The organism is Oceanicaulis sp. MMSF_3324, from assembly GCF_030733545.1.
Lineage (GTDB): Bacteria > Pseudomonadota > Alphaproteobacteria > Caulobacterales > Maricaulaceae > Oceanicaulis.
On the sequence record NZ_JASHIU010000002.1, the window covers coordinates 197213 to 221067 of the forward strand.

General features: G+C 63.3%; 16 protein-coding genes. 7 read left to right on the top strand and 9 right to left on the bottom strand.

What is annotated here, in order from left to right; all coding sequences use genetic code 11:
• Positions 1-42: 42 nt before the first annotated feature.
• Entirely contained in the window at positions 43-2775 is a 2733-nt protein-coding gene (locus RBA95_RS04105; protein WP_306015540.1) for a TonB-dependent receptor, read from the bottom strand.
• Between the two features lie 293 nt (positions 2776-3068).
• Positions 3069-3524: a hypothetical protein gene (locus RBA95_RS04110; RefSeq protein WP_306015541.1), complete on the bottom strand. Its 456-nt coding sequence runs from the start codon at positions 3522-3524 to the stop codon at positions 3069-3071.
• Positions 3525-3622: 98 nt separating this feature from the next.
• Between RBA95_RS04110 and RBA95_RS04115 the strand changes: the two genes are divergently transcribed.
• From RBA95_RS04115 to RBA95_RS04130, 4 genes are all read left to right on the top strand, one after another.
• Positions 3623-4762, top strand: a complete 1140-nt coding sequence (locus RBA95_RS04115) for a PQQ-dependent sugar dehydrogenase (RefSeq protein WP_306015542.1) — start codon at positions 3623-3625, stop codon at positions 4760-4762.
• A 137-nt stretch (positions 4763-4899) separates the two neighbouring features.
• The gene (locus RBA95_RS04120) at positions 4900-6189 is read left to right on the top strand and encodes a serine hydrolase (RefSeq protein ID WP_306015543.1); all 1290 of its coding nucleotides are present in this window, start codon (positions 4900-4902) and stop codon (positions 6187-6189) included.
• Entirely contained in the window at positions 6186-7793 is a 1608-nt protein-coding gene (locus tag RBA95_RS04125; RefSeq protein WP_306015544.1) for a GMC family oxidoreductase, read from the top strand. Before RBA95_RS04120 ends, RBA95_RS04125 begins: the two co-directional genes overlap by 4 nt.
• Before the next feature lie 11 nt (positions 7794-7804).
• Complete coding sequence (locus tag RBA95_RS04130; RefSeq protein WP_306015545.1) at positions 7805-9235, top strand: coniferyl aldehyde dehydrogenase; 1431 nt, start codon at positions 7805-7807, stop codon at positions 9233-9235.
• On the opposite strand, the gene RBA95_RS04135 is transcribed toward RBA95_RS04130, so the two are convergent.
• Positions 9232-10014, bottom strand: a complete 783-nt coding sequence (locus tag RBA95_RS04135) for an EAL domain-containing protein (RefSeq protein ID WP_306015546.1) — start codon at positions 10012-10014, stop codon at positions 9232-9234. The two genes, RBA95_RS04130 and RBA95_RS04135, sit on opposite strands and share 4 nt — an antisense overlap.
• A 127-nt stretch (positions 10015-10141) precedes the next feature.
• Here RBA95_RS04135 and RBA95_RS04140 point away from each other — a divergent pair, with 127 nt between their 5' ends.
• On the top strand, positions 10142-12457 hold the full coding sequence (locus RBA95_RS04140; RefSeq protein WP_306015547.1) for a penicillin acylase family protein: 2316 nt from the start codon (positions 10142-10144) through the stop codon (positions 12455-12457).
• A gap of 8 nt (positions 12458-12465) precedes the next feature.
• Positions 12466-13224: an SDR family NAD(P)-dependent oxidoreductase gene (locus RBA95_RS04145; protein WP_306015548.1), complete on the top strand. Its 759-nt coding sequence runs from the start codon at positions 12466-12468 to the stop codon at positions 13222-13224.
• 108 nt (positions 13225-13332) lie between these two features.
• Here the strand turns inward: RBA95_RS04145 and RBA95_RS04150 are convergent, their stop codons facing one another.
• Both RBA95_RS04150 and RBA95_RS04155 read right to left on the bottom strand, forming a co-directional pair.
• The gene (locus RBA95_RS04150) at positions 13333-15117 is read right to left on the bottom strand and encodes an amidohydrolase family protein (RefSeq protein WP_306015549.1); all 1785 of its coding nucleotides are present in this window, start codon (positions 15115-15117) and stop codon (positions 13333-13335) included.
• A gap of 21 nt (positions 15118-15138) precedes the next feature.
• Positions 15139-16074 carry a bile acid:sodium symporter family protein gene (locus RBA95_RS04155; protein ID WP_306015550.1) on the bottom strand — a complete coding sequence of 312 codons (936 nt, stop codon included), beginning with the start codon at positions 16072-16074 and terminating at the stop codon, positions 15139-15141.
• A gap of 188 nt (positions 16075-16262) precedes the next feature.
• Here RBA95_RS04155 and RBA95_RS04160 point away from each other — a divergent pair, with 188 nt between their 5' ends.
• Entirely contained in the window at positions 16263-17984 is a 1722-nt protein-coding gene (locus RBA95_RS04160) for a M28 family metallopeptidase (protein ID WP_306015551.1), read from the top strand.
• A gap of 72 nt (positions 17985-18056) precedes the next feature.
• On the opposite strand, the gene RBA95_RS04165 is transcribed toward RBA95_RS04160, so the two are convergent.
• The 4 genes from RBA95_RS04165 to RBA95_RS04180 all read right to left on the bottom strand — a co-directional run bounded on the left by RBA95_RS04165 (position 18057) and on the right by RBA95_RS04180 (position 23793).
• Complete coding sequence (locus RBA95_RS04165; RefSeq protein ID WP_306015552.1) at positions 18057-19715, bottom strand: AbgT family transporter; 1659 nt, start codon at positions 19713-19715, stop codon at positions 18057-18059.
• 96 nt (positions 19716-19811) lie between these two features.
• Positions 19812-21116, bottom strand: coding sequence for a TadE/TadG family type IV pilus assembly protein (locus RBA95_RS04170; RefSeq protein WP_306015553.1), 1305 nt, complete (start codon positions 21114-21116; stop codon positions 19812-19814).
• 109 nt (positions 21117-21225) lie between these two features.
• Positions 21226-22494 (bottom strand): pilus assembly protein TadG-related protein, encoded by a 1269-nt coding sequence (locus tag RBA95_RS04175; RefSeq protein ID WP_306015554.1) that lies wholly within the window; start codon positions 22492-22494, stop codon positions 21226-21228.
• Between the two features lie 114 nt (positions 22495-22608).
• Complete coding sequence (locus RBA95_RS04180; RefSeq protein ID WP_306015555.1) at positions 22609-23793, bottom strand: LL-diaminopimelate aminotransferase; 1185 nt, start codon at positions 23791-23793, stop codon at positions 22609-22611.
• Positions 23794-23855 lie beyond the last annotated feature (62 nt).

A 23855-nucleotide genomic window follows, 5' to 3' on the forward strand; every position in this document is an offset into this window, starting at 1 on the left:
GGATCGCTCCGACGCCGTTGATCATCTCTGGGCGTATGCCGCCTAGAAGCGTGCGCGCAGCGTCACGCCATAGGTCCGCGGATCGCCCGGATAGTTGTTGAAGCTGGCGCCCAGATAGCCCACCGAAGGGAAACCACCCTTGATGTATTCCTCTTCGGTGATGTTGCGGCCCCAGAACTGAAGCGCCCAGCTCTCATCGGCGGCCGACAGGGTCACCGACGCGTTGTACAGCGTGAAGGCGTCCTGGTTGGCGACCGGACGCGGGTCCAGGCTGGCCACCGCATTGAACTCGGAGGTGTGACGCGCTTCACCGCGCAAGATCAGATCCAGGCGGTCATTGATCGGGTGGGTGTAGGTGCCGGTGACCGACGCCACCAGTTCGGGGTTGCCACGATCGACGCCGGACAGGTCATTGAACGTGCCGGTCTGGCCCTGATCATTGGTGCGCGGCGTATTGCAGGCGGAGAAGGTCGGATCGGACGGATCCCAGACCGGACCAAACAGCGGCGAGCTGTCCGGGCACGGGGCGTACTGGTAATCGCCGTACTTGTCGTCGATCAGGTAGGTGCCGCCCATGGTGAAGAACAGACGATCGGTCGGCGCATAGCTGAAGTCGAACTCGACGCCGCTGACTTCGATCGAGCCAGCATTCGCCAGCGCAAAGCCGGTGCCCACAAAGGCTTCAGACTGGAAGCCCTCGATTTCCTGGCTGAAATAGGTGACCGCATAGACGAGCGCGCCGTCGAGCAGGCTGCCCTTGGCGCCCAGCTCCCAAGAGCTCGCATCCTCTTCCTCGAATTCGAAGACGCCGGTTTCCGCCGCCTCATAGGAGAGGTTGAAACCGCCCGGTTTGAAGCCGGTGGAGTAGCTGCCATAGATGTTGAACGTATCGGTCACATCATAGCTGAGAATGGCGTTGTAGGAGAAATTGTCGTCCGAACGCGAGGTCGGATACTGGCTGGCGTCCACGGGACCGAAGTTCTGGAACGCAGAGAAGCCGTTGAGCAGGTTGAAGGGCGTGTTCGCCAGGAATGCCGCCACGGTCGGGTCATAGACCACCAGCGGGTTGGCCAGGGTCGCGCCCGGAATGCCCGAGGCCTGCAGCGCGCCTTCAAGCTGGGCGGCCAGCTGGGCGTCCGCCTGGGCTTGCTGGGCCAATACGGTGGTCAGCAGGAACGGGCACGAATTGCCATCAGGGAAGGACGGGCAGAGCGACGCTTCGGGCAGGCGTAGATTGGCGCCCAGCGAGGTGAAGCTCAGAGCCGACAGCGGATCATTGATGTTGATCTGAGACTGAAGGTCCTTGTCCTCTTCGGTGTAGCGACCGCCGAGCGTCAGGGTCAGACGATCGGTGAAGTTGATGTCGAACTGGCCGAAGGCGGACCAGGACGTAGTGTCATACTGGAAGTTCTCGCGCTCAACGCCCATGCCCGGCTGGAGATAACCGCCCGCGGTGAGTTGCGGCACGCCGGCCACGCCCAGCTGGTTGTTCAGCCCGATCAGGGTTTCGGTCAGGGTGACGCCACCCGTGCCGGCCGGCAGACCAAAGGCCGCCACCAGATCGGCCACCTGATCGGCGGACGCCAGGTCGAAGAAGGCCTTGGTGTCATCGCCGTAGACCAGGCGCTGATTAAATTCGAGCTCGTTCTTGTAATAGAACGCCCCGACCATCCAGTCGATAAACTGGCCGCCATTGGACGTGAGGCGGAATTCCTGGGTGAAGCTGTTGTATTCGTTGTCGATGTTCCGCGCGCCCAGCAAATCGATATCGGAGAAGTCCGCATCGATATTCTGGGATTCGTCATAGGTGCGATACGCGGTGATCGAGGTGAAGGTAAAGCCGTCGAACTCGTGGTCGATCTGCGCGGACAGGCCCGCCGTATCGAGCTGGGTGTTCACATTGCCGTCCACGGCGATCTGGCCGTCAAAGGGGTCGGCCGGAAGAGCCGTGCCCCCCAAAGCCACGATCGCGGCCTGGTCGATCGGGTCGTAATAGCCGAACGGCGCGGCGCAGCAGTTCTCGTCGATCACGCCCATATCCGCGATGACGCGCACTTCGGTGGCGTCGGACGGATACCACAGCAGCTGACCGCGATAGGACTGGCGATTGCGATCATTGAGCTGCTGGCGTTGCGCATTGGGCGCCACATTGTCCAGATAACCGTCATTGGTGTGCGTGGTCGCATCCAGACGGAAGGCCAGCACATCCTCCACGATCGGACCGGTCACGGTGGCCTTGGCCACGAACTGGCCGAAGCTGCCCGCAGTCAGTTCCGCATCGCCGCCGAACTCGAACTCGGGCTCCTTGGTGATGAAGCTGACCACGCCCGCCGGCGTATTACGACCGAACAGGGTGGATTGCGGACCGCGGATGACCTCAACGCGCTCGATCGACAACAGGTCATTGATCGCAGCGCCGGCGCGCGGACGGTAAACCCCATCCACGAACACGCCCACGGACGGTTCTAGGCCGGGGTTGAAGCTCGACGTGCCGATGCCGCGCAATGCGAATTCGGTGTTCGTGGAGGCGGCGAATTCAGCGACGCGCAGCGACGGGACCAGGGTTTGCAGGTCAGCCGCATCGCGGATCTGGGACTGCTCGATGGCCGCATCTGTCACCACAGCGACCGAAACCGGGGTCTCTTGCAAGGTCTGTTCGCGCTTTTGTGCGGTGACGGTGATGACATCAGGCTGTTGAGCCATCGCCGGCGTGGCCACAAGGCCCGCAGCGAGCGCGGATGCTCCCAGAACGGCTGCTTTGGTGAATCGGGTCATACAGGTCTCCTCCCCTGAAACTGGTGCGCCGCGACGTTCTAAAACGAGCCGCTATACGCAGTTGAACCCAGCTTATGCAGGGTTTTAGCCGTTTGTCATGCGATCTTCAGACGTTCACAGCGTCAGCGTTGCGGAAAAATCACATCGAGCCCGCTCCAATGGCCGAAAAACAGACATCAAGCGTTTGAATTAAATATATTTATTCATTTCTGAATGAAGTTATGCTGCGCAACAATCAGACCGTCGAAAACAACGTCAGCTGGCGCTCTGATTCGAGTTTCACGTTAACCGGTTTACGCGGGTTTCGACGTACGAGGCGCGGGCGTCAGGGTGACGAAAACCAGCCCTGCCAGCCCGCCGACCAACGCCTGGGCGCAGAAACCGGCGAGGCTTCGCGCCCCCGCAATGAGCTGGACGCCGAAGAACACCTCTTTCATCAAGGTCAGCATGACGGCGATGCAAACCGCGCCGGCGACCGCGAACACGAGCCCCCTTGGCAAGGGCAGCAGCCGACCGACCAGAGCCGCGACAGGCAGCGCGATCAGAAAGCCCAGAGCGATGATGACCGCATAGATCGGCGCCAGCCCCATCAGGTCATCGACCATCATGGAGAGGGCGGGCGTTAGATTGATGTCCGCGCCAACCCCGCTCAGTCCCGCAAGCACGAACAGGCTTTGCGCGATGACGCCCAGCGCCGCCATGACCACGACGGACACCAGATAGACGAGGAAGACCCGTACGAACGCCATGACCCATTCCCCCTTTGCGTGCGCGCCCTGTCGGGCTCATAGTGCGCTTGGCTCAATCGAATGCAGAGTGCAGCAAACCCGAGCGCGAGGGAACCATCATGGCCCGACTGACCCGATCCGTCATCTTCCTGTCCATGATGGCTCCGTTGATCCAGGCCTGCACCCAGCCCCCCGAAGCGTCCCCGCCCGCGACCGATGTCGCCCCTGACACGTATGAGGTCGAAGTCATCGCCGAAGGCCTCGCCACGCCGTGGGACATGGCCTTCCTGCCCGATGGCTCCGCCCTGATCAGCGAACGCAATGGCGGCGTGAAATGGCTGCGCGACGGCGCGCTGAGCGATGTGCCGGGCGGCCCTCAGGATGTCTTCGCCGAGGGCCAGGCGGGCCTGTTTGACTTGGAGCTCGCGCCCGATTTCGATACCAGCAGATTGGTCTATCTCAGCTATGCCTCGGGCACGGCGGACGCCAACACGCCTGCGCTTTACAGGGCGCGGTTCGAGGACGGCGCCCTTGTGGCGGGCGACACGATCTTCCGTGCCACGCCCGAACGCAGCACCAACGCCCATTATGGCGCACGGCTGGCCTTCCTGCCCGATGGCTCCCTTCTGATGACCGCGGGCGAAGGCTTCGCCTATCGCGAAGAGGCCCAGGTCCGGAGCAATCATCTGGGCGCGCTGCTGCGCTTGAATCCGGATGGCTCCGCCCCCGCCGACAATCCCTTCGCCGAGGAGGGCGGCCCGGCGGCCTATGTCTACAGCTATGGCCATCGCAACATGCAGGGCATCGCCCTGGACCCGGCGACCGGTACCATCTGGACGCATGAACATGGCCCACAGGGCGGCGATGAGCTGAACGCCATTTCCGCCGGCGACAACTATGGATGGCCGATCGCCACCATGGGCCTTGATTACAATGGCGCGCGCATCTCGCCCTATTTCGAGCATGACGGATTTCACGCCCCCGACTGGGTATGGACCCCCTCGATCGCGCCAGCCGGCATGGCGCTTTATGACGGCGCTCAGTTCGCGGACTGGCAGGGAGATCTGCTCGTGACCGCGCTCGCGGGACAGGCCCTGCACCGGCTTGACCTTGAAGACGGCGAAGTGGTGGGTGAATACCGGCTCCTCTCCGAGCGGGAACAGCGCATCCGTCAAGTGAAAACCGGCCCTGACGGCGCCATCTGGCTGCTGGCGGAATCCCCGCAAGGTCAGGTCCTGCGCCTCACACCTTCCCCCTGAACACCGCCAACATCATGGCGCCTTAGCCGCTTTTGACTGGCGCTCACTCTCTGAAAGGTGTTCACTCTTGGCAAAGATGATTTGCCCGCCCCGCATCTTCGCGGCGAGATAGGGCGAACGTTTCGGGGAGAAGACATATGATGCGTTTCGTGACAGCTGTGCTGGCGGCGCTGGTCCTGCTCGGACTGGCGGGAGCGGCCTGGTATTATCGGCCCTGGTCGGACTATGCGCCCGCCAAGATCCGCGCCCTTGAAGACCCCGAAGACTATCCCATCACCTATCAGCGCATGGATGAATTCCTGCCGCATACCCTTGTCGCCGCAGATGCAGCCTCGCCCTTTCCGCATAATCTCTCCCCGCTCGACATCACCTATGAATGGCAAGGCGAGACCAAGACGCTCGATCAGTATCTTGAAGAAGCCCAGGTGACCGGTCTGACGGTGCTCTACCGCGGTGAAGTCGTCTCGCACGCCTATGCCTATGGCGCTGAAGAGGATTCACGGTTCACCTCCTGGTCGGTCGGCAAATCCTTTGTCGCGACCCTGATCGGCAAGGCGCTCCATGAGGGGCTCATCGGCAGCCTGGACGATACGGTGGAGCAATACGCCCCTGAATATGCCGGCACCGATTATGGCGCGACCAGCCTGCGTCATTTGCTGATGATGTCCTCGGGCATGGACTTCAACGAGGAATACAGCGCCGAAGCCCCTTCTGACGTGCGGCCGCTCTTCTTCAACGCCTTCATCCTGCGTCGCAATCCGGATGAGATGGTCGCCCGGATCGAGCGCGACCGCACGCCGGGCGAGGATTTTCACTATATCAGCCCCAACTCCCACGTGCTCTCCGCCGTGGTCCGCAATGTCTATGAGGGCCGCCTGGCGGAGATCCTCGAACGTGAATTGTGGGCGCCGCTGGGCATGCGCTACGAGGCCAGCTGGCTTCAGCACAAGCCCGGCCCCGAGGGCGTCGCCATCGGCTATTGCTGCCTGCAGGCCAGCAGCGAGGATTATGCGCGGCTCGGACAGCTCTACCTTCAGGACGGGGTCTGGAATGGCGAGCGCATGCTGCCTGAAGGCTGGGTGGACCAGGTCTCAACGCCGCCCACCCCCTCTCACGAGCCGGGCGCGAGCCGATATCCTAATCGCGGCTATGGCCTGCACTTCTGGATTCCCGAAGACTATGACCGGGAATTCTATGCCGCCGGCGTGTTCGGCCAGTACATCTGGATGGATCGCAAGCGTGATCTGGTGATCGCCCAGAATGCGGGCGATCCCAACTGGACCGATCGCAATGTGGAGATGACGGCGGTTTTCCGCGCCATCGCCAACACCGTTGCGCCGCTCAACCGGTTTGACGTGCATGGCCAGGCGCCTGAGGAAGCCGACGCACAAGCGGCCGAGGCAGACGCCATGGAGCAGCAGCCATGAGCCCGAGTGAAGGCCTGGAGTTTGACTATGTCATCGTCGGCGCAGGCTCGGCCGGCTGCGTGCTGGCCGAGCGGCTCAGCCAGGATCGCAATGTCAGCGTCTGCGTGCTCGAAGCAGGCGGATCCGACAACAAGGCGGTCATCAAGACGCCCATGTTGTTGCAATTCGCCATCACCAATCCCGCCATCAACTGGGACTATTGGACCGAGCCGCAAAAGAACCTGAATGATCGCGCGCTTTACTGGCCGCGCGGCAAGACGCTGGGCGGCTCCTCCTCCATCAACGCCATGCACTATATGCGCGGCGCCCTGGAAAATTACGACGAATGGGAAAGCGCGTACGGAGCCGACGGCTGGGATGGCGACGCCGCGCTCGAAGCGTTCAAGGCGGTCGAGAACAACGAGAACCATGGCGGCCCGTTCCATGGTCAGGGCGGTCCGTTGAACGTGAAGACGATCGGCCCGCTCAACCCGCTGACCCATCGCTATTTCGAGGCCTGCCGTCGCCGGCAAATTCCCGAAAATGATGACCATAACGGCGCGCGCCAGGAGGGCTTCGGCACTTATCAGGTGACCCAGAAAGCCGGCAAACGCTGGTCGGCTGCAGACGCGTTTCTCAAACCCGCCATGCAGCGCCCGAACCTGACCGTCGTCACCGACGCGCTCGCGCACAGGGTCGTTCTGGACCAGGGCGAAGCTACAGGCGTGCTGATTGAAGCGGGCGGGGAGATGAAAACCGTCACCGCGCGTCGCGAAGTCATCCTGTCGGGCGGCGCGATCAACTCGCCTCACCTTCTGATGCTGTCGGGGATCGGCCCGGCCGACCATCTGCGCGAGGTGGGGATCAGTGTCGAACACGACCTGCCGGGCGTGGGCGAAAACCTCCAGGATCACCTCGATATCCTGGCCCGGGCCCGCACCACATCCGCCGCCTCGATCGGCTATTCCGCCCGCAAATTCCCGGCGACCGCCCGCGACGTCCTGCAATGGGCGCTGACAGGCACCGGGAACTTCACCGTCAACCCGGTGCAGGGCTGCGGCTTCATCCGCTCCAGCCGCGCCCGCGATCTGCCCGACATCCAGCTCGTGTTCATCCCGGCCCTCGCCAGCCCGCATGGCCGCGAAACCATGACCGGGCACGGAATGAGCCTGCATGCCTGTCATCTCTACCCGCAGAGCCGCGGCCAGCTGCGTCTGAAGGACGCCGATCCGCGCACCCCTATCGTGATCGATCCCAACTATCTCGATCATGAAGAGGATGTGGAGGTGATGACCGATTGTCTGGAGGTCGCCCGCGACATCCTGATGAGCGATGCCTTTGACGGCGAGTTCCAGGCGCTGGACCTGCCGGCCGATCCGCAGGCCAGTCGGTCGAGCCTGACCGATGAAGTCCGCGACCGCGCCGAGACGCTCTATCACCCCACCTCGACCTGCGCGATGGGCAATACAGAGCTCTCGGTCACGGACCCGCAATGCCGGGTGCGCGGCGTGAAGCGTCTGCGCGTCATCGATGCGTCGGTCATGCCGCGCATTGTCGGCGGCAACACCAACGCCCCCACCATCATGATCGCCACGCGCGCCGCTGATATGATCCGTTCGAGCTAGGGAGAGCTCTCATGCCTGACACCCAAGCCACATCTTCGCCCTCCATTGACGCCATGCAGGATGTCTTCGCCCGTCAGAAGGCGGCCTTTGAGCACGAACGTCATCGCAGCCTGTCTGAACGCAAGGCGGATCTGGAAAAGATCGAAAAGCTGGTGAAGGAGCGCGGAGATGAATTCGCCGATGCGATCGACGCCGATTTCGGTCGCCGATCGAAATCCGAAACGGCGCTCGCCGAGCTGGGCTTCACGATCGCCACAGCCAAGCATTCACGCCAGCACCTGCCCAAATGGATGAGCTCGAAACGCGTCTCGGTTCCGATGACGCTGGCCCCCGGCAATGCCTATGTCCGTCGCGAACCCAAGGGCGTGGTGGGCATTGTCTCGCCCTGGAACTATTCCATGCAGCTGGCCTTCGCGCCGCTGGTCGCCGCGCTCGCCGCCGGCTGCCGCGTAATGATCAAACCCAGCGAGTTCACGCCGCGCACGTCGGCCCTGATCAAGTCCACCCTGGCCGAGCTCTTCAGCGAGGATCATGTGGCGGTGATCGAGGGCGGTCCGGAAGAGGCGAGCGCCTTCACCGCCCTGCCCTTTGACCATCTGTTCTATACCGGCTCCACCCAGGTGGGCCGCATCGTCGCCAAGGCGGCCGCGGAGAATCTGACGCCGGTCACGCTGGAGCTGGGCGGCAAGTCTCCCGCCGTCATCGCGCCCGATTTCGATCCGGCCGAAGCGGCCAAGACACTGGCCTGGGGCAAATTTCTCAACGCCGGACAGACCTGTGTGGCGCCCGATTATGCACTGGTCCCGCGCGGCGCCGAAAAACCCTTCGTGGACGCCATGATGGCGGAAACCGCGCAGATGTGGCCCGACGTGGCCACCAATGAGGACTACACCGCCATCATTTCCGAACGCCACCATGCGCGGCTCAGCGCCATGGTCGAGGAGGTCCGCGAAGCCGGGGCCGAAGTCCATCAGCTGGCCTTTGACAAGGCGAAGGCGGGCAATACCCGCATCTTCCCGCCGACCGTGGTCGTCGATCCGCCCCTGGATTCAAAACTGATGCGCGAGGAGATCTTCGGTCCGGTCCTGCCGGTCCTGAGCCATGACGGGCTGGAAGACGCGGCGCGCTTCATCAATGAACGCGACCGTCCTCTGGCGCTCTATATCTGGTCGAAATCCAAACAGACCGCCCGCACCTTCCTGTCCAAGACCATTTCAGGCGGCGCGGCGGTGAACCTGCCGCTCCTGCACCTGTCGGTCGAGGACCTGCCCTTTGGCGGGGTCGGGGCGTCAGGCTATGGCGCCTATCATGGCGAGGCGGGTTTCCTGACCTTCACCCATGAGCGCGGCGTATTCGAGGCGCCGGTCTGGCACCCCAGCCGGCTGGTCCGCCCGCCCTATGGCAAGGTGTTCGAATTCTTCAAGAAACTGCAGTCAGGCTAGCCGCTGATCGACCAGTTGATGTCATCCACGCCGGGGGCGTCATTGAGTTGAGGTTTGGAGAAATAATAGCCTTGAAACAGGGTGATCCCCAGATCCAGAAGGGCGCGCGCCTCCGCCTTCACCTCAATGCCCTCGGCGATGATGCGAATGCCGAACTTGTCGCAGATTTCAACAACCGCCGCGAGGATGGTGCGTTTGACCGGGCTGATATGAACATTGCGAACCAGACCCATATCCAGCTTGACGATGTCGGGCATGACCGCGGCGAGCAGGGTCAGCCCCGCGCCGCCCGAGCCGAAATCGTCAAGCGCAGTCGTAAAGCCCATATCCTTGTAGGACCGAACGATCATGGCGAAATGATCGGGTTCGTGGACCGCTTCATGCTCGGTCATTTCAAACATGATCTGGTTGATGGGAAAGCCGTTCGCCTTGGCCGCGGCCAGCGTCGTGCGCAAGCAGGTCGCCGGATCATAAACCGCGTTCGGCATGGTGTTCAGCGACAGCAATTCATCGCGTCGCGCCAGGGTCCGGCTCGCCGATTTGAGCGCCTGAATACGACAATGCCGGTCAAAGGCATGCATGTTCTCCGCGTTGACCTTGGAGAGCACCGAGCCCGCCGACTGCCCTTCAGGGCCGCGCACCAGCGCTTCCTGGGCGAAGATGGTCCGCGACTTGAAATCGATGATGGGCTGGAACGCAAAGCTCAACCGTTCGGGGATGGGCTCCGCGCAACGACAGACCGCCTCTTCACAATCAGGGAAAACTACTGAAGTGGCCATGGCAAATAACCTTTGGTGTGTTTTTAAAACTGTCGCACACACAACTTAATGAAGAGTGTTGTGTTAAGAACGCGAGAAAACGCCTGCAGCACAACGCTTTAGAGCTGGGCAAACGGGGAAGCTGAGAATGAAAACCTGGATCATCCGGATCGTGCTGGGCGTGATCGCGCTCGCCCTGATCAGCGTGCTGGGCGTGAGCGCCTGGCTGGTGGAGCGCTTCAATGCGTCCAAGCCGCGCGAAACCGGCGAGGTATCCCTCTCCGCTCTTGAGAACCCCGCCCAGGTGGTGCGTGACGAGAACGGCATTGCGCACATCTTTGGCGAGACCGATGCGGATGTGATGGCCGCCCTGGGTTATGTCCACGCCAGCGAACGGTATTTCCAGATGGATCTGGCGCGCCGCTATATGCGGGGCGAGTTGTCCGCCCTGTTCGGCGAGGAGTATCTGCGCGCCGACGCCCAGACCCGCACCTATGGCTTCCGGGCCTTGACCGAAGACATTGTCGCCAATCTGTCTGATGACACGCGTGCGCTCATGGAAGCGTATGTGGCGGGCGTGAACGCGCGTGTGGCCGAGGGGGCCGTGGCGCCTGAATACGCCGTTCTGCGCACCGCCCCGGAAGGCTGGAGCCTGCACGACAGCGCCGCCATCGTCGTTCTTCTGGCCAATGACCTGGCGGCCGGCGCCGGGCCGGACATGGATCGCGCGCTGCTTGATGACATCCTGTCGGCTGAACAGCTGGCCCAGTTCACCCTGAACTTCCCCGACTGGGCGCCGACCATGCTCAAGGCCGAGGACATGCGCGCCCGCTTCGGCGAGGTCCAGACCCAGTCCCTGCCGCCTGCCGAAGCGCCGACGGCGCAATCGGACAACCAGCCCGGCTCGAACGCCTGGGTGGTGTCCGGCGAGCGCTCGGAAACCGGCCGTCCGCTTCTGGCCAACGACCCGCATCTGGGGCTGAGCACGCCGGCGATCTGGTATTATGTGCGCCTGAACCTGTCCTATGGGCCGGTCATCGGCGGCACGGTCCCCGGCGCGCCCTTCGTGATCCTGGGCCGCAACGCCCATGCCGCCTGGGGCTTCACCAATACCGGCTTTGACGTGATCGACATTCTCGAGCGGGACCGCGAGAGCGAAACGATCACCACGCGCACCGAAGCCATCACCGTGAAAGGCCGCAGCGAGCCGGTGGAGATCATGGTCGAGGAGACCGAGGACGGCCCGGTCCTGAACCCGGACTGGTTTGATCTGCGGGGCTTTGACGAGGATTCCATCGTAGTGCGCCGCTCCACCGTCACTGCCCCGGGCAACCGGGTCGCCGACGCCACCCTCGCCATCATGCAGGCGCAAAGCTTTGACGAGTTCGTCGAGGCGGGCCGCGGCTGGACTGCGCCGATGCAGAACATGCACTTCGCCAGCGTGGACGGAACGATCGGTTACACCACCGCCGGGCTCTTGCCGATCCGCGATGAAGACGGCGAGTGGACAGGCTTTATCCCGTTCGAGGAACTGCCCCGCGTGCGCAACCCGGAAGGCGGCTTCATCGCGTCCGGCAACAATCTGGTGGCCGGGCCGGACTACCCCTATCCGCTGCCGGGCTCTTACGCGACCTATCGCGCGCCGCGCATCGAGACCCTGCTCAATGCCCGTGATCGCCACAGCCTTGAGAGCTTCGCGACATTGCAGATGGATGTGACCAGCGAGCAGGCGCTCCGCTTGCTGCCCATGCTGCTGGGCTCTGAGCCGGAAAGCCAGCTGGGCGCGGAAGCGCTGGCCCGGCTTGAAGCCTGGGATGGCGCGCTTGATACCGATGCGCCCGAAGGGCTGATCTATTCCGCCTGGCTGCGGGTGCTGTCCGGCGCGATCTGGAATGACGAGCTGGACACCCTCGCCGTCGCCTTCAACCAGCCGCGCCGCGCCTTCCTTGAAGAGGTGCTTCTGGGTGAAGCCTCCGCCTGGTGTGATGATGTGCGCACCGATGCGGTGGAGACCTGCGCCATTACGGCGGGGCTGGCGCTCGACGCCGCCATGGCGGAAACCGCGGACGCCTTTGGCCGTGACATGGACAGCTGGCGGTGGGGCGACATGCATGTGGCCGATTTCGACCATCCCTTCGACAGCCTGCCGCTGATCGGCTCGATGTTCGCCAACCGCGTTCCCGTGCCCGGCGACGGCGCCACGATCAATGTGGCCCATTTCAGCTATGCCTCGGGCAGTTATGACGTTTATCACGGCGCCTCGCTGCGAGCGATCTACGACCTCGCCGACCTCAACAACTCGCTCTACATGTTTGCGCCGGGGCAATCGGGACACCCGCTCTCGCCTCATCATGGCGACCTCGCCCCGCGTTGGGCGATGGGCGAGTATTTCGAGATCCGCGATGACTGGGATGTTGCAACCGCCCCCGAAGGCAGCCATGTCCTGACCCTGACGCCGCAATAGGACCCGCCATGATCAGCCTTGAAAACCAGACCGTCTTCGTCACCGGCGCCTCACGCGGCGCCGGCGCCGGCATCGCCCGCCAGATCGCCGAGGCCGGTGGCCGGGTGATCCTGGGCTATGCCCGCAACACCGAGGCCGCCAAGGCCATGGCGAGCGAGCTGGGCGACAAGGCGATCGGGCTGGTCAAGGCCGACTTCTCCGACCCCGCCGCCGCCGAACCGGCCTGGGCGCAGGCGAAAACCATTGCGGACGGGCCGATCCACGGCCTCGTGCTCAATCACGGCGTCTTTGAAGCCTCAAACGTCCATGATCCCGCCGATATCTGGCAGCAGAACTGGGCGCGCACCCTGCAGATCAATCTGCAAAGCTGCGCCGATCTCGCCCGCTGTGCGGCGCAGGACTGGGTGGACGGGCCCGATGGCGGTTCGATCGTGGCGATCAGCTCGCGCGCCGGCCATCGCGGCGATGACCCCGAGCACCCCGCCTATGCCGCCTCCAAGGCGGGCCTGATTGCGATGATCAAGACTTTGGCGCGCGCCTATTCAGGCCGGGGCCTGCTCGCCTACGCCATCGCGCCAGGCTGGATCGACACCGAAATGGCGCCCCAGGACCCTGATGACCGCAAGGCGGCGCTCGCCGAAGTGCCCTATGGCGACATGGCGACCCCGGACGAGCTGGGCCAGCTGTGCGCCTTCCTCCTGTCCGGCGCGTGCAAGAGCGCCACCGGCGCCACGTTTGACGTCAATGGCGCGAGCTATGTGCGGTAGGGGCTGATAGCCCATGGGTCCCCGGGTCAAGCCCGAGGACCGAGACTATAGAGCCTACACCTTTCGGCCTTCGGACTTGATCCGGAGGCCCATACGGCGCTTCAACCCCTACTCCGCCGCCAGCGCCTCTTGCCGCCCTGCGCGCACCAGCCGTCCCGGCCTCGCATCCGTCACCTGATCATCGCGCACGACGACCTCGCCCGAAACAATCGTCGCGCGATAGCCTTCGGCGTCCTGCAGCAGGCGCTGGCCGCCCGCGGGCAGGTCCTTGACCAGGCGCGGCGGGTGCAGGCGCAATGTCTGGTAGTCGATGACATTGAGATCGGCCTTCAGCCCCGGCTTGATCCGGCCCCGGTCTGACAGCCCCAGATAATCGGCGATGTCCGCGGTCAGCATCTGCACGGCGCGTTCGGGCGCAATGCGGGGTCCGCGCGTGCGGTCCCGGGTCCAGTAGCTCAGAAGATAGCTGGGGAAGCTGGCGTCACAGACGGTGCCCACATGGGCGCCGCCATCGGACAGGCCCGGAATGGCGAGCGGGTGCTGCATCATGGTCAGCACATTGTCATAGCTCAGCTCTGTATAGTTATAGATCGGCAGATAGATCAGCTCGCGACCGTCGCGCGCGATCACCGTGTCAAACAGCTCTTCCCAGACCGACACGCCGCGCGCCTCGGCCTTCGCGCCGATGGATTGCTCGGCAGGTTGTTCGTAATCGGGGTTTTCCGACAGGGTGAAGAGCTTGCCCGCCACCATCTCCATATTCTCGATCAGAAGATCGGCGATGGGTGGCACCGAGCTGCCCGGCCCGGCGAGCTTGTCGGACTTCTGGCTCAGGATCTTCTGGCGGAAGGCATCGGTCTTCATCACCGCCACCCGCTCATCGAGCGGCATGTGGGCGATCTCCTTATAGGCCGGAAAGCCCATGAAGGGATGGAAGGTGCATTGCAGCCCCAGGAAGACCCCGATGGCGCGCGGCGCCACCTGGGCGCGGACCGTGTAGCCCTCCGCATCCAGTCCTTCGAGGCCTTTGAGGATCTTGCGCCATTGATCGGGTGCGAAGTCCCGCTGCATCAGCGACATGGAGAAGGGCCGACCGCCCGCGGCGCGGACATACTCCTCGACCACTTTCCATTCCTCGTCGAACCGGGCCTGGTCGCGCTCGAGATCAAAGTCGGACACGGCCTGGATCACGCCATGGTCGCGGCCCTTGAAGGCGCTGGCAATGCCGGTCAGCTCCTTGGTCGTCGCTTCGGACGCCGGGGTCCATTCCCCGTCCGCCGTGCGATGCAGATCCGAGCGCCCGGTGGCGAAGCCGATGGCGCCGGCATCCAGCGCTTCAGAGACAAGGTCGCGCATCTTCGCGATCTCGTTGTCATTGGCCTGCTGGTCAAAGCTCGCCCGCTCATCCATCACATAGACGCGCAGCGGATCATGGCCGACCATCGCCGCCACATCGAGGGTGCGCGGGGTCTTTTCCAGCGCATCGAGATAATCGGGGAAGCTCTCCCAATCCCAGCTCAGGCCTTCGGCAAGCGCGGTGCCAGGAATATCCTCCACCCCTTCCATCAGCTTGATGAGGCGCTCATGGTCGGATTGGCGCACAGGCGCGAAGCCCACCCCGCAATTGCCCATGATGGCGGTGGTCACACCATGCTTGATCGAGGGCTCCATGCGGTCATCCCAGGTGGCCTGACCGTCATAATGGGTGTGCACATCGATGAAGCCGGGGGTGATGATGCAGCCCTTGGCGTCGATCACCTCATCGGCGTCGCCCGGCGCATCGCCCACGGCGACGATCCGGCCCGCCTTGATCCCGACATCGCCGATATAGGGGGAGCCGCCCTCGCCCTCATGGATCATGCCGCCGGTGATTTTCAGATCATACTCCGCCATGTGGTCCTCCCGCATGAATGATTACGGCGCTGTTTCAGCGCTCTTTTGTGATCGGGCCCAGTCGAGCCCGCGATAGAAGCCGACGAGCATGCCGCCGCTGAACAGGTGCCAGACCGCCCACAGCGCCGTGATCGCCGCAGCCCCACCGACGCCCTCGAACTGACCCAGCAAGATGACGAGCCCGAGCCCGGTATTCTGGATGCCCACCTCGAAGGTCACCGACCGCCGCCCAGCCGTTTCAAAGCCCAGCGCCCGGGCCGAAGCCGCGCCGAACACGAAGGCCGTCGCATTATGGATCATGGCGATGACCAGCACGCTGCCCGCCGTGGCGGTGAACAAGGCCCAGTTCGAGCCCACGCCGCCAATGATCAGCACCGCCAGCCCCAAAAGGCCCGCCATCAGGAAGATCGGGCGCAGGCGACGCGCCGTCCTTGGATAATGATGCGCGATCAGCATGCCCGAGATCAGCGGCACGGCGAGCAACAAGGTCGTCTGCACCACGAAGGGGACGGGCGAGACATCGATCGTGTCCACCAGCGCATCCGCCGGGCCATAAAGCGAAGTCCAGAAGACGATGGAGACCGGGGTCAGCAAGGCGGCCGCGAGGCTGGACGTGGCGGTTAGCGAGACCGACAGCGCAATGTCGCCCTTGGCCAGATGCGTCAGGAAGTTCGACACATTGCCGCCGGGACAGCAGGCCACCACGATCATGCCCAGCGCAATCGACGGCGGCGGGCTGAGCACCAGGATCAGGCCCAGCGTCACCAGCGGCAGACCGATGATCTGGGCCGCGGCGGCGCCAATGAAGCGGAGCGGGCGGGCCTTTAAAAGCGCAAAGTCCTTGAGGTGGACGTCAAGCGCCACCCCGAACATCACGGCGACCAGGATGACCGGCATGATGAGCTGTGCGCCCGGCGCAAGCTCAATCTGGACCGCATCAAGCGCAGCGAGATCCATGGCGCGATCTCTCCTCCCCTGTCCGAGCGCGAGTGTGCAACGCCCTCGCCTCTGACGGGCCAGTGAACGTCGTTCACCGCAACAGTGACCGCTTTGCCCACGCCTGTCGAGGCCTTCGCGCGATGCACTTGCGCCTCCAAACGATCAATGCACGATGCACGCATCAGAAATTCACAAGGGGAGTCATTATGTTACGTTACTTTATAACGTCAGGCGCCGCCGCGCTCGCGCTGGCTGCGTGCAGCGACCCGGCGACGGCTCCGGACAGCGAAGACGTCGCCGCCGCCGCGCCCGAGCAGAGCGAAGAATCCAGCGCCTATCCGGCGCACCAAGCCAGTGATGCGGCGATCACGGAAGCCGATTTCGCCTATCGCATCTCCGCCCTGGCCGATGACCGGTTCGAAGGCCGCGGCCCCGCGTCCGAGCATGGCGAACAGGCTGCAACCTGGATCGCCGAGGAAATGGACGCCATCGGGCTCGAGCCGGCCGGCACGGATGGCTGGTACCAGCCCGTACCGCTGATCGAGTCCACCCTGGATGAAAGCGCCTCCAGCTTTGACATCAGCATTGATGGCGAAGCGATGGGCCTGCAGATCAACCAGGACGTGGTCTACTGGTCGCAAAATCCCGAAGAACAGGTCAGCCTTTCAGACTCCGAACTGGTGTTCGTGGGCTATGGCGTTGTCGCGCCTGAATATGGCTGGAACGACTATGAGGGCGTGGATGTCACCGGCAAGACCGTGGTCATCCTGATCAATGATCCGGGCTTCGCCGATCCGGATTCAGGTTTGTTCAACGGCTCGGCCATGACCTATTACGGCCGCTGGACCTACAAATACGAAGAAGCCGCCCGCCAGGGCGCGGAAGGCGCCATCATCGTGCACCAGACCGCCCCGGCCTCCTATCCGTGGGGCACGGTGCAATCGAGCTGGAGCGGGCCGCAATTCACCCTCGCCTCCTCTGCGAGCCAGGAACGCGCCGACGTGCAGGCCTGGATCACCGAGGACAAGGCGACCGAACTGTTTTCCGCCCTCGATCTTGACTTCGCCGAGCTGAGCGAAGCGGCGATGAGCTCCGACTTTGCAGCCGTGGACATGGGCCGCGCGACCATGAGCGCGTCGCTGACCAACTCGCTGCGCACGCTGACCTCGAACAATGTGGCCGGACAGGTGACAGGTTCCGAGCGTCCGGACGAATACGTGCTGTTCATGGCCCATTGGGACCATATCGGCATTCGTCTGAACTTTGCGGGCGACGACCAGATCTATAATGGCGCCGTGGACAATGCCACGGGCGTCTCCGCAGTTCTGGAACTGGCCGAAGCCTATGCGCAATCCGAAACCCCGCCCGAGCGTTCGGTGATCTTTGTTGCGGTCACCGCCGAGGAACAAGGGCTTCTCGGGTCTGAATACTATGCCCAGAACCCGCTCGTGCCGCTCGATCAAACCGTCGCCGGCTTCAACTTCGACGGCATCCTGCCTATTGGCCGGACCGAGGACATTGTCGTGATCGGCTATGGCGCGTCCGAGCTTGAGGACATTCTGGAGACCGAAGCGGAAGCGGACGGCATGTATCTCAGCCCCGATCCCAATCCCGAGGCGGGCTATTTCTATCGCTCCGACCACGTCACCCTGGCCCGTCGCGGCGTGCCGATGCTCTATGCCGATTCCGGATCTGTCGCAGAAGACGGCGGCCGCGATTATGGCGCGCAGATCGAAGCCGCCTACCGGCTTCAGGCCTATCACAAGCCGGCCGACGAGTTTGATCCTGAATGGGATATGGGCGGCTTCGTGCAGTCCACCGAGCTGATGTACCGGGTCTCGCGCCGTCTCACCGATTCTGAAGACTGGCCGAACTGGTATGAGGACAACGAGTTCCGCGCCATTCGCGATGCGATGATGGACAACTAGGCGTCCTCACATCCTGAAAACGAGAAAGCCGGGCGGAAAACCGCCCGGCTTTTTTGTGTCTGTCCGGCCGTGTCACTGCGCCGGGTAGAAGGTCGGCGAACCGGGTCCGACCGGCAGGTCCAGCACGAAGGCCCAGGTAAAGAAGAAGCCCGACCAGGCCAGCATGAAGAAGATCGAATAGGGCAGCATCATCGCGATCAGCGTGCCCACGCCGAGCTTCTTGTCATAGCGCGTGGCCCAGGCGAGGATCAGCCCGAAATAGCTCATCATCGGCGTGATGATGTTCGTCGTGCTGTCCCCGATGCGATAGGCGGCCTGGATCACCTCGGGCGAGTAGCCGATCAGCATCAGCATGGGCACGAAGATCGGCGCCGTAACCGCCCATTGCGCCGACGCCGAGCCCAGCGACAGATTGATCACCGCGCACATCAGGATGAACAGGAAGAACAGGGCCGGGCCCGTCATCCCCGTATCCTGCAGGAAATTGGCTCCGGTCACCGCCGTGATGGCGCCCAGATTGGTCCAGCCGAAGAAGGCCACGAACTGGGCCGCAAAGAACACGAGCACGATGTATAGGCCCAGCGAGGCCAGCGCCGCCGCCATCGCATCGATCACATCCCGATCCGTCTTCATGGTGCCCGCGACCCGGCCATAGGCATAGCCCACGGCCACGAAGAAGATCAGGATCCAGACCACGAAGCCGGAGAAGAAGGGCGAGCGCATGACATCGCCGGTGTCCGGGTCGCGCAGAACGCCCCAGCCAGGCAGGACCTCCGGCACCGAAGCGCCGGCGAGCAGCGGCGTCCAGGCTGGAAAGCTGACATCGGGCAACAGCGTATAGACCATCAGCGCCAGCACGCCGAGAAAGGCCAGGCCAGCCGCGCCGAGCCCTTTTTTCTCCACGCCGGACAGGGGCTCCATCATGGATTTGTTCAAAATGCTCGGATCGGCGCGGTCAGGGTCATAGGCGCCCAGCTTGGGTTCGACGACAAAGATCGACACCACGGACCCCACCAGGGTGATCAGGAAGGTCGACGCGATCATGAAAAACCAGTTCGCGGTGGCGTTCACGGTATACTCGGGATCGACCAGCTGAGCGGCTTCCTCGGTGATGCCCGCAAGCAGCGGGTCCACCGTTCCGATCAGCAGGTTGGCGCTGTATCCGCCCGACACCCCGGCGAAAGCCGCCGCCATGCCCGCCAGCGGATGCCGGCCCAGTGCATAGAAAATGGCGCCCGCCAGCGGGATCAGCACTACATAGCCCACTTCGGACGCGGTGTTGGACACGATCCCGGCGAACACAATGGCGACCGTCACCACATGGCGCGGCGCGCCCAGCACCATGGCGCGCACGGCGGCGGACAGGAGGCCCGCCTTTTCGGCCACCCCAACGCCCAGCATGGCCACCAGCACCACGCCCAGCGGCGCGAAGTTCGTGAAATTGTCGGTCAGGCTGGTGAAGATGCGTCGGACGCCGTCGCCATTCATCAGGCTGACCGCGCGGATCATGCCGTCTTCCGCCACCCCGCGGGAGCCGGCCGGACGGGGGTCTTCAACCGAAACGCCCATCCAGCCAAAGATGCCGGACACCAGCACAATGCCCACCGCCAGAAGCGCGAACAGGGTGACCGGATGCGGCAGCAGATTGCCCAGCCATTCCACCGCGTCCAGGAAGCGCGTGAAGGCATTGCGCCTGGGCGCGTCTGGGGTTTGGGTCTGCTGTTCCGCCATCTCGGACTCCGTTGTGAAAAACAGGACACAATGAAGTCCGAGACGGCATTCTTTTCAACCGCAAGGAAACAAGGGGTATTCCCCTGCGTCTGCCCCTTACCGCGTCAGGCGCAGCTGGTTGATGTCGGCAGCGATGGCGGAGAAGGCTTCGCCAATGTCCAGATTTTCAACCTGGTAATAGTTCTGGGGCTTGTTGGCGCAATTGCGCATCAGGTCACGATTGGTCTGCCCGCTCAGCTGGAACGCGATGGTGTAGATCTGCACACCGTTTTCATCAGCTATGTCACACGCTTCGGCCATGTTCTCGCGGGCCTGACGCGCGCTGTACAACTCATATCCACGCGTGCCGGTGCGGCGGCGGCCCCACCAGTCATAATAGGTGTACTCTTCGCTGCGGATCTGGGCGGTGGCTTCACCATCGGTCATCACCACCAAGATCTTGATGGTGTCGGCATCGTCATAGGCCGCCGGACGATCGGAAAAGCTGCCGCCCAGATTGCCACGCCAGGCCGGATCGAGTGCCCGGGCGCCCCACATGGTGGCGACATCCAGACCCGTATTGCCTTCCGCGCGCAGCGAATTGATCAGCCCGCGCAGGCGACCCTCATTCTGGGTCAGGAATTCGGATTCCATGTTGGCGCGCGGGCAGAAGGCCGAATGGTTATTGCCCGACTGCTCATTGCCATAATACTCGGTGAAACTCATGGCGCGGTTGGGCAGCGTCATTTCGGTGGGATAATCGGTTCCCATATCGACACACCCGGTGCGGCGCCGCTGATTGCCGCTGACAAGGTTCTCGTTCACCTCACGCGGCGTACGCACGCCGCCATTATAGGGAATGACGGAAATCGAGGTGCGTTCAGCCGCATCCGCCGCCAGAACGATCTCGACGAACTCGTTCGCCGCATCCTGTAGGGCGTTGATCTTGGACCCGCCCATGGAGCCGGACACGTCGAGCACCAGCGAGATCTCCACATCGCGCACCTGTTCGATGGCGCGGCTGACATGCTCGAGGTTCAGCGTATTCACGCCGATCAGGCCCAGCATCGTGGTGGGCATGGCGACAGAGGCGGTCGCGACCACCGCACGAGAGTTCAGCGAGATGTCCGCTTGCACGTCCAGCTGGAGGCTGGCCAGCAATTGGGGGTGGTCGTTCAGCGCGGCTTCGACATAGGCGCGCACCACGCTTTCGGGATTGCGATCCTGGGTCAGGGACGCCGCCGCCAGCGCGCCGGAGTCGAGCGCGCTTTGCAATTCGGAACTGACCGTGGCGCTGCGGGAGAAGTCGAGCGCGCCGCCAACGGCGGTCACCAGAACACCCGAACACAGCGCCATGATGATCGCCACATTGCCGCGGCGGTCTTTGGAGAGACGAGACAGGTAGTGTCCAAGCACGCTCATAATCAGTCCTACGCAAAAAATCGTTCCAAGCCGGAACATGCGTATTCAGAGCATGCAACTAACAGACCAAAATCGAGTTAAAACAATAGTTTACGACTTATTAACCGCGTTATCGCGCCAGTCGCAGATTGTTCAGGTCCGCCGCGATCGAGTTGAAAGCGGAGGAAATATCCAGACTTTCAACGGCGTAGTAATTCTCCAGACGGCTGGCGCAATCGCGCATCAGATTGCGATTGGTCGAGCCGGACACTTGGAAGGCGATGGTGTAGATGTGCACCCCCTGCGCCTCCGCCGCATCACAGGCGGCCGCCATGTTGGCGCGCGCCTGGGCGGCGCTGTAGATCTCATAGCTGTACCAGTTGCCATACCAGTTCTGGGCGCGCCGGATCTGGGCGGTGGCGGCGCCGTCGGTCATGACCACAAGCACTTTCATGGTGGACGTATCGTCATAGGCGGCGGGTCGGTCAGTGAAGTCCCCGCCCAGACGTCCGCGCCAGCTGGGGTCCAGCGCCCGCGCGCCCCAGGCCGTCGCAATGTCCAGCCCGGTATTGCCGCCCGCATCCAGATCCCGGATCAGGCCGACCAGGACGGACGGCGTATCTTCCAGAAAGATCGAGGCTTCGTTCTCTTCCGGGCAGAAGGCCGAGGAACGCCAGCCGCGCTGGTCCCGATCCTGCCAGTCCAGCCAGTCATAGCCGTCCGTGCCCAGATTCATCTCGATCGGATCCGCCGTTCCCAATTCGAGACAGCCGCTATCGTCCGGTGTGCCGGGCACGAGTGCATTGGTCACGATCGGCGGCAAACGCACGCCGCCATTATAGGGAATGACCGACAGGCTGGTCAGGCCGGACAGATCCGGGTCCATCATCACGCCGACAAATTCCTCGGCGGCGTCGCGCAGGGCGGTGATCTTGGAGCCGCTCATCGAGCCCGACACGTCCAGCACCAGCGAGATTTCCAGATTGCGCACCCGTTCATTGGCTTCGGATGTACGGTTCAGCGTCAGCGCGTCATAGCCGATCAGGCCCAGCATCAGGGTGGGCACGCTGATCACCGCATCCGCGGTCACTTCTCGCGAATTGATGGCGAGGTCGGAGCTGACCTGCACATTGAGCCGTTCCAGAACGCCATTGTGTTCGGACAAGGCCGCGGTGATGTAGCTGCGGACCACGCTCTCCGGATCTTCGCCCTGGGACAGCGAAGCGGCGGCCAGCGTGCCCGCATCCATGGCGGACTGGATCTCCGCGCCAATGGTGAAGGTGCGCGAATAATCGAGCGCCCCGCCCACGCTGACGACGAGCGGTCCCAGAAACATGGCGAACATCATCGCCACATTGCCGCGAACATCTTTGAAGAAAGTGCTCAACAAGGCACGCATGTCCTGACCCTTCTCGCGCTCGTGCGCAAAACGGCTCAAGACTCTGCCCAACCTCATTAAGGGACTGAAAAGAAACAGGGTAAACACTGCGCTTACCCTATTTCAGACCATACGCTATTCCGAAGCGAAAAAGCCTTTCAGCGCCCGGGCGGCCTGGCGGATGCGTTGTTCGTTCTCCACCACGGCCAGGCGCACATGGCCATCACCGCGCTCGCCAAAACCCAGACCCGGCGCGACCGCCACATCGGTTTCTTCCAAAAGCTTCTTGGCGAACTCCACCGAGCCCAGATGCGCAAACCGCTCGGGGATCGGCGCCCAGGCGAACATGGTCGCGGGCGGGCTGGGGATGTGGAACCCGACGCGGCCAAAGCTTTCCACCAACACGTCGCGGCGCTTCTTGTAGGTCTCGCGCGCTTCGGCCACATGGTCCTGCGGGCCATCGAGCGCCGCCACGGCGGCGATCTGGATCGGCGTGAAGGCCCCGTAATCTAGATAGGATTTCACCCGCTTGAGCGCATCCACCAGACGCGCCGAGCCCGCCGCGAAGCCCATGCGCCAGCCCGGCATGGAATAGGTCTTGGACATGGAGGTGAACTCCACCGCCACATCCCGCGCGCCCTCGACCTCGAGGATGGAGGGTGGCGGATTGCCGTCAAAATAAATCTCCGAATAGGCCAGGTCGGAGATGAGAACGAGATCGTTCTCCTTGGCGATGCGCACGGCCTCTTTATAGAAATCGAGATCCACCACCTGGGCGGTCGGGTTGGATGGGAAGTTCAGCACCAGGGCCGAGGGCGCGGGGATCGAGCGGCGGCAGGCATGCACCGCCTCGCGCAGAAAGTCCTCAGGGTCCTTGAACCCCACCGGACGCACGGCGGCGCCGGCGATCAGGAAGCCGAACATGTGAATAGGATAGGACGGATCGGGCGCCAGGATCACATCGCCGGGCGCGGTGATCGCCTGGGCGAGATTGGCGAGCCCTTCTTTCGAGCCCAGCGTGACGCAGACCTCGGTGTCGGGGTTCAGACCCACATTGAAACGCCGGTCATAATAGCGCGCGAGCGCCTTGCGCAGGGACGGCACGCCCTGGCTGGCGGAATAGCGGTGCGCGCGCGGATCGGCGGCGACTTCGGCGAGCTTGGCGATAATGTGCGGGGCGGGGGCGAGATCGGGATTGCCCATGCCGAAATCGATGACGTCGCGGCCTTCGGCGCGATAGGCCTGCTTCATCCGGTTCACTTCAGCGAACACGTAAGGCGGCAAGCGCCGCTCGCGATAGAATTCTTCCTGTTGGGACATCGGTGTAATCGCCCTGCTTGAATATGGCAGCAGCGTACTCCGCACGCCCGGGAGGGCGTCAA

Coding starts and splice junctions, on each gene's coding strand:
- RBA95_RS04105 (WP_306015540.1), bottom strand. CDS start 2,775: ATGACCCGATTCACCAAAGCAGCCGTTCTGGGAGCATCCGCGCTCGCT.
- RBA95_RS04110 (WP_306015541.1), bottom strand. CDS start 3,524: ATGGCGTTCGTACGGGTCTTCCTCGTCTATCTGGTGTCCGTCGTGGTC.
- RBA95_RS04115 (WP_306015542.1), top strand. CDS start 3,623: ATGGCCCGACTGACCCGATCCGTCATCTTCCTGTCCATGATGGCTCCG.
- RBA95_RS04120 (WP_306015543.1), top strand. CDS start 4,900: ATGATGCGTTTCGTGACAGCTGTGCTGGCGGCGCTGGTCCTGCTCGGA.
- RBA95_RS04125 (WP_306015544.1), top strand. CDS start 6,186: ATGAGCCCGAGTGAAGGCCTGGAGTTTGACTATGTCATCGTCGGCGCA.
- RBA95_RS04130 (WP_306015545.1), top strand. CDS start 7,805: ATGCCTGACACCCAAGCCACATCTTCGCCCTCCATTGACGCCATGCAG.
- RBA95_RS04135 (WP_306015546.1), bottom strand. CDS start 10,014: ATGGCCACTTCAGTAGTTTTCCCTGATTGTGAAGAGGCGGTCTGTCGT.
- RBA95_RS04140 (WP_306015547.1), top strand. CDS start 10,142: ATGAAAACCTGGATCATCCGGATCGTGCTGGGCGTGATCGCGCTCGCC.
- RBA95_RS04145 (WP_306015548.1), top strand. CDS start 12,466: ATGATCAGCCTTGAAAACCAGACCGTCTTCGTCACCGGCGCCTCACGC.
- RBA95_RS04150 (WP_306015549.1), bottom strand. CDS start 15,117: ATGGCGGAGTATGATCTGAAAATCACCGGCGGCATGATCCATGAGGGC.
- RBA95_RS04155 (WP_306015550.1), bottom strand. CDS start 16,074: ATGGATCTCGCTGCGCTTGATGCGGTCCAGATTGAGCTTGCGCCGGGC.
- RBA95_RS04160 (WP_306015551.1), top strand. CDS start 16,263: ATGTTACGTTACTTTATAACGTCAGGCGCCGCCGCGCTCGCGCTGGCT.
- RBA95_RS04165 (WP_306015552.1), bottom strand. CDS start 19,715: ATGGCGGAACAGCAGACCCAAACCCCAGACGCGCCCAGGCGCAATGCC.
- RBA95_RS04170 (WP_306015553.1), bottom strand. CDS start 21,116: ATGAGCGTGCTTGGACACTACCTGTCTCGTCTCTCCAAAGACCGCCGC.
- RBA95_RS04175 (WP_306015554.1), bottom strand. CDS start 22,494: ATGCGTGCCTTGTTGAGCACTTTCTTCAAAGATGTTCGCGGCAATGTG.
- RBA95_RS04180 (WP_306015555.1), bottom strand. CDS start 23,793: ATGTCCCAACAGGAAGAATTCTATCGCGAGCGGCGCTTGCCGCCTTAC.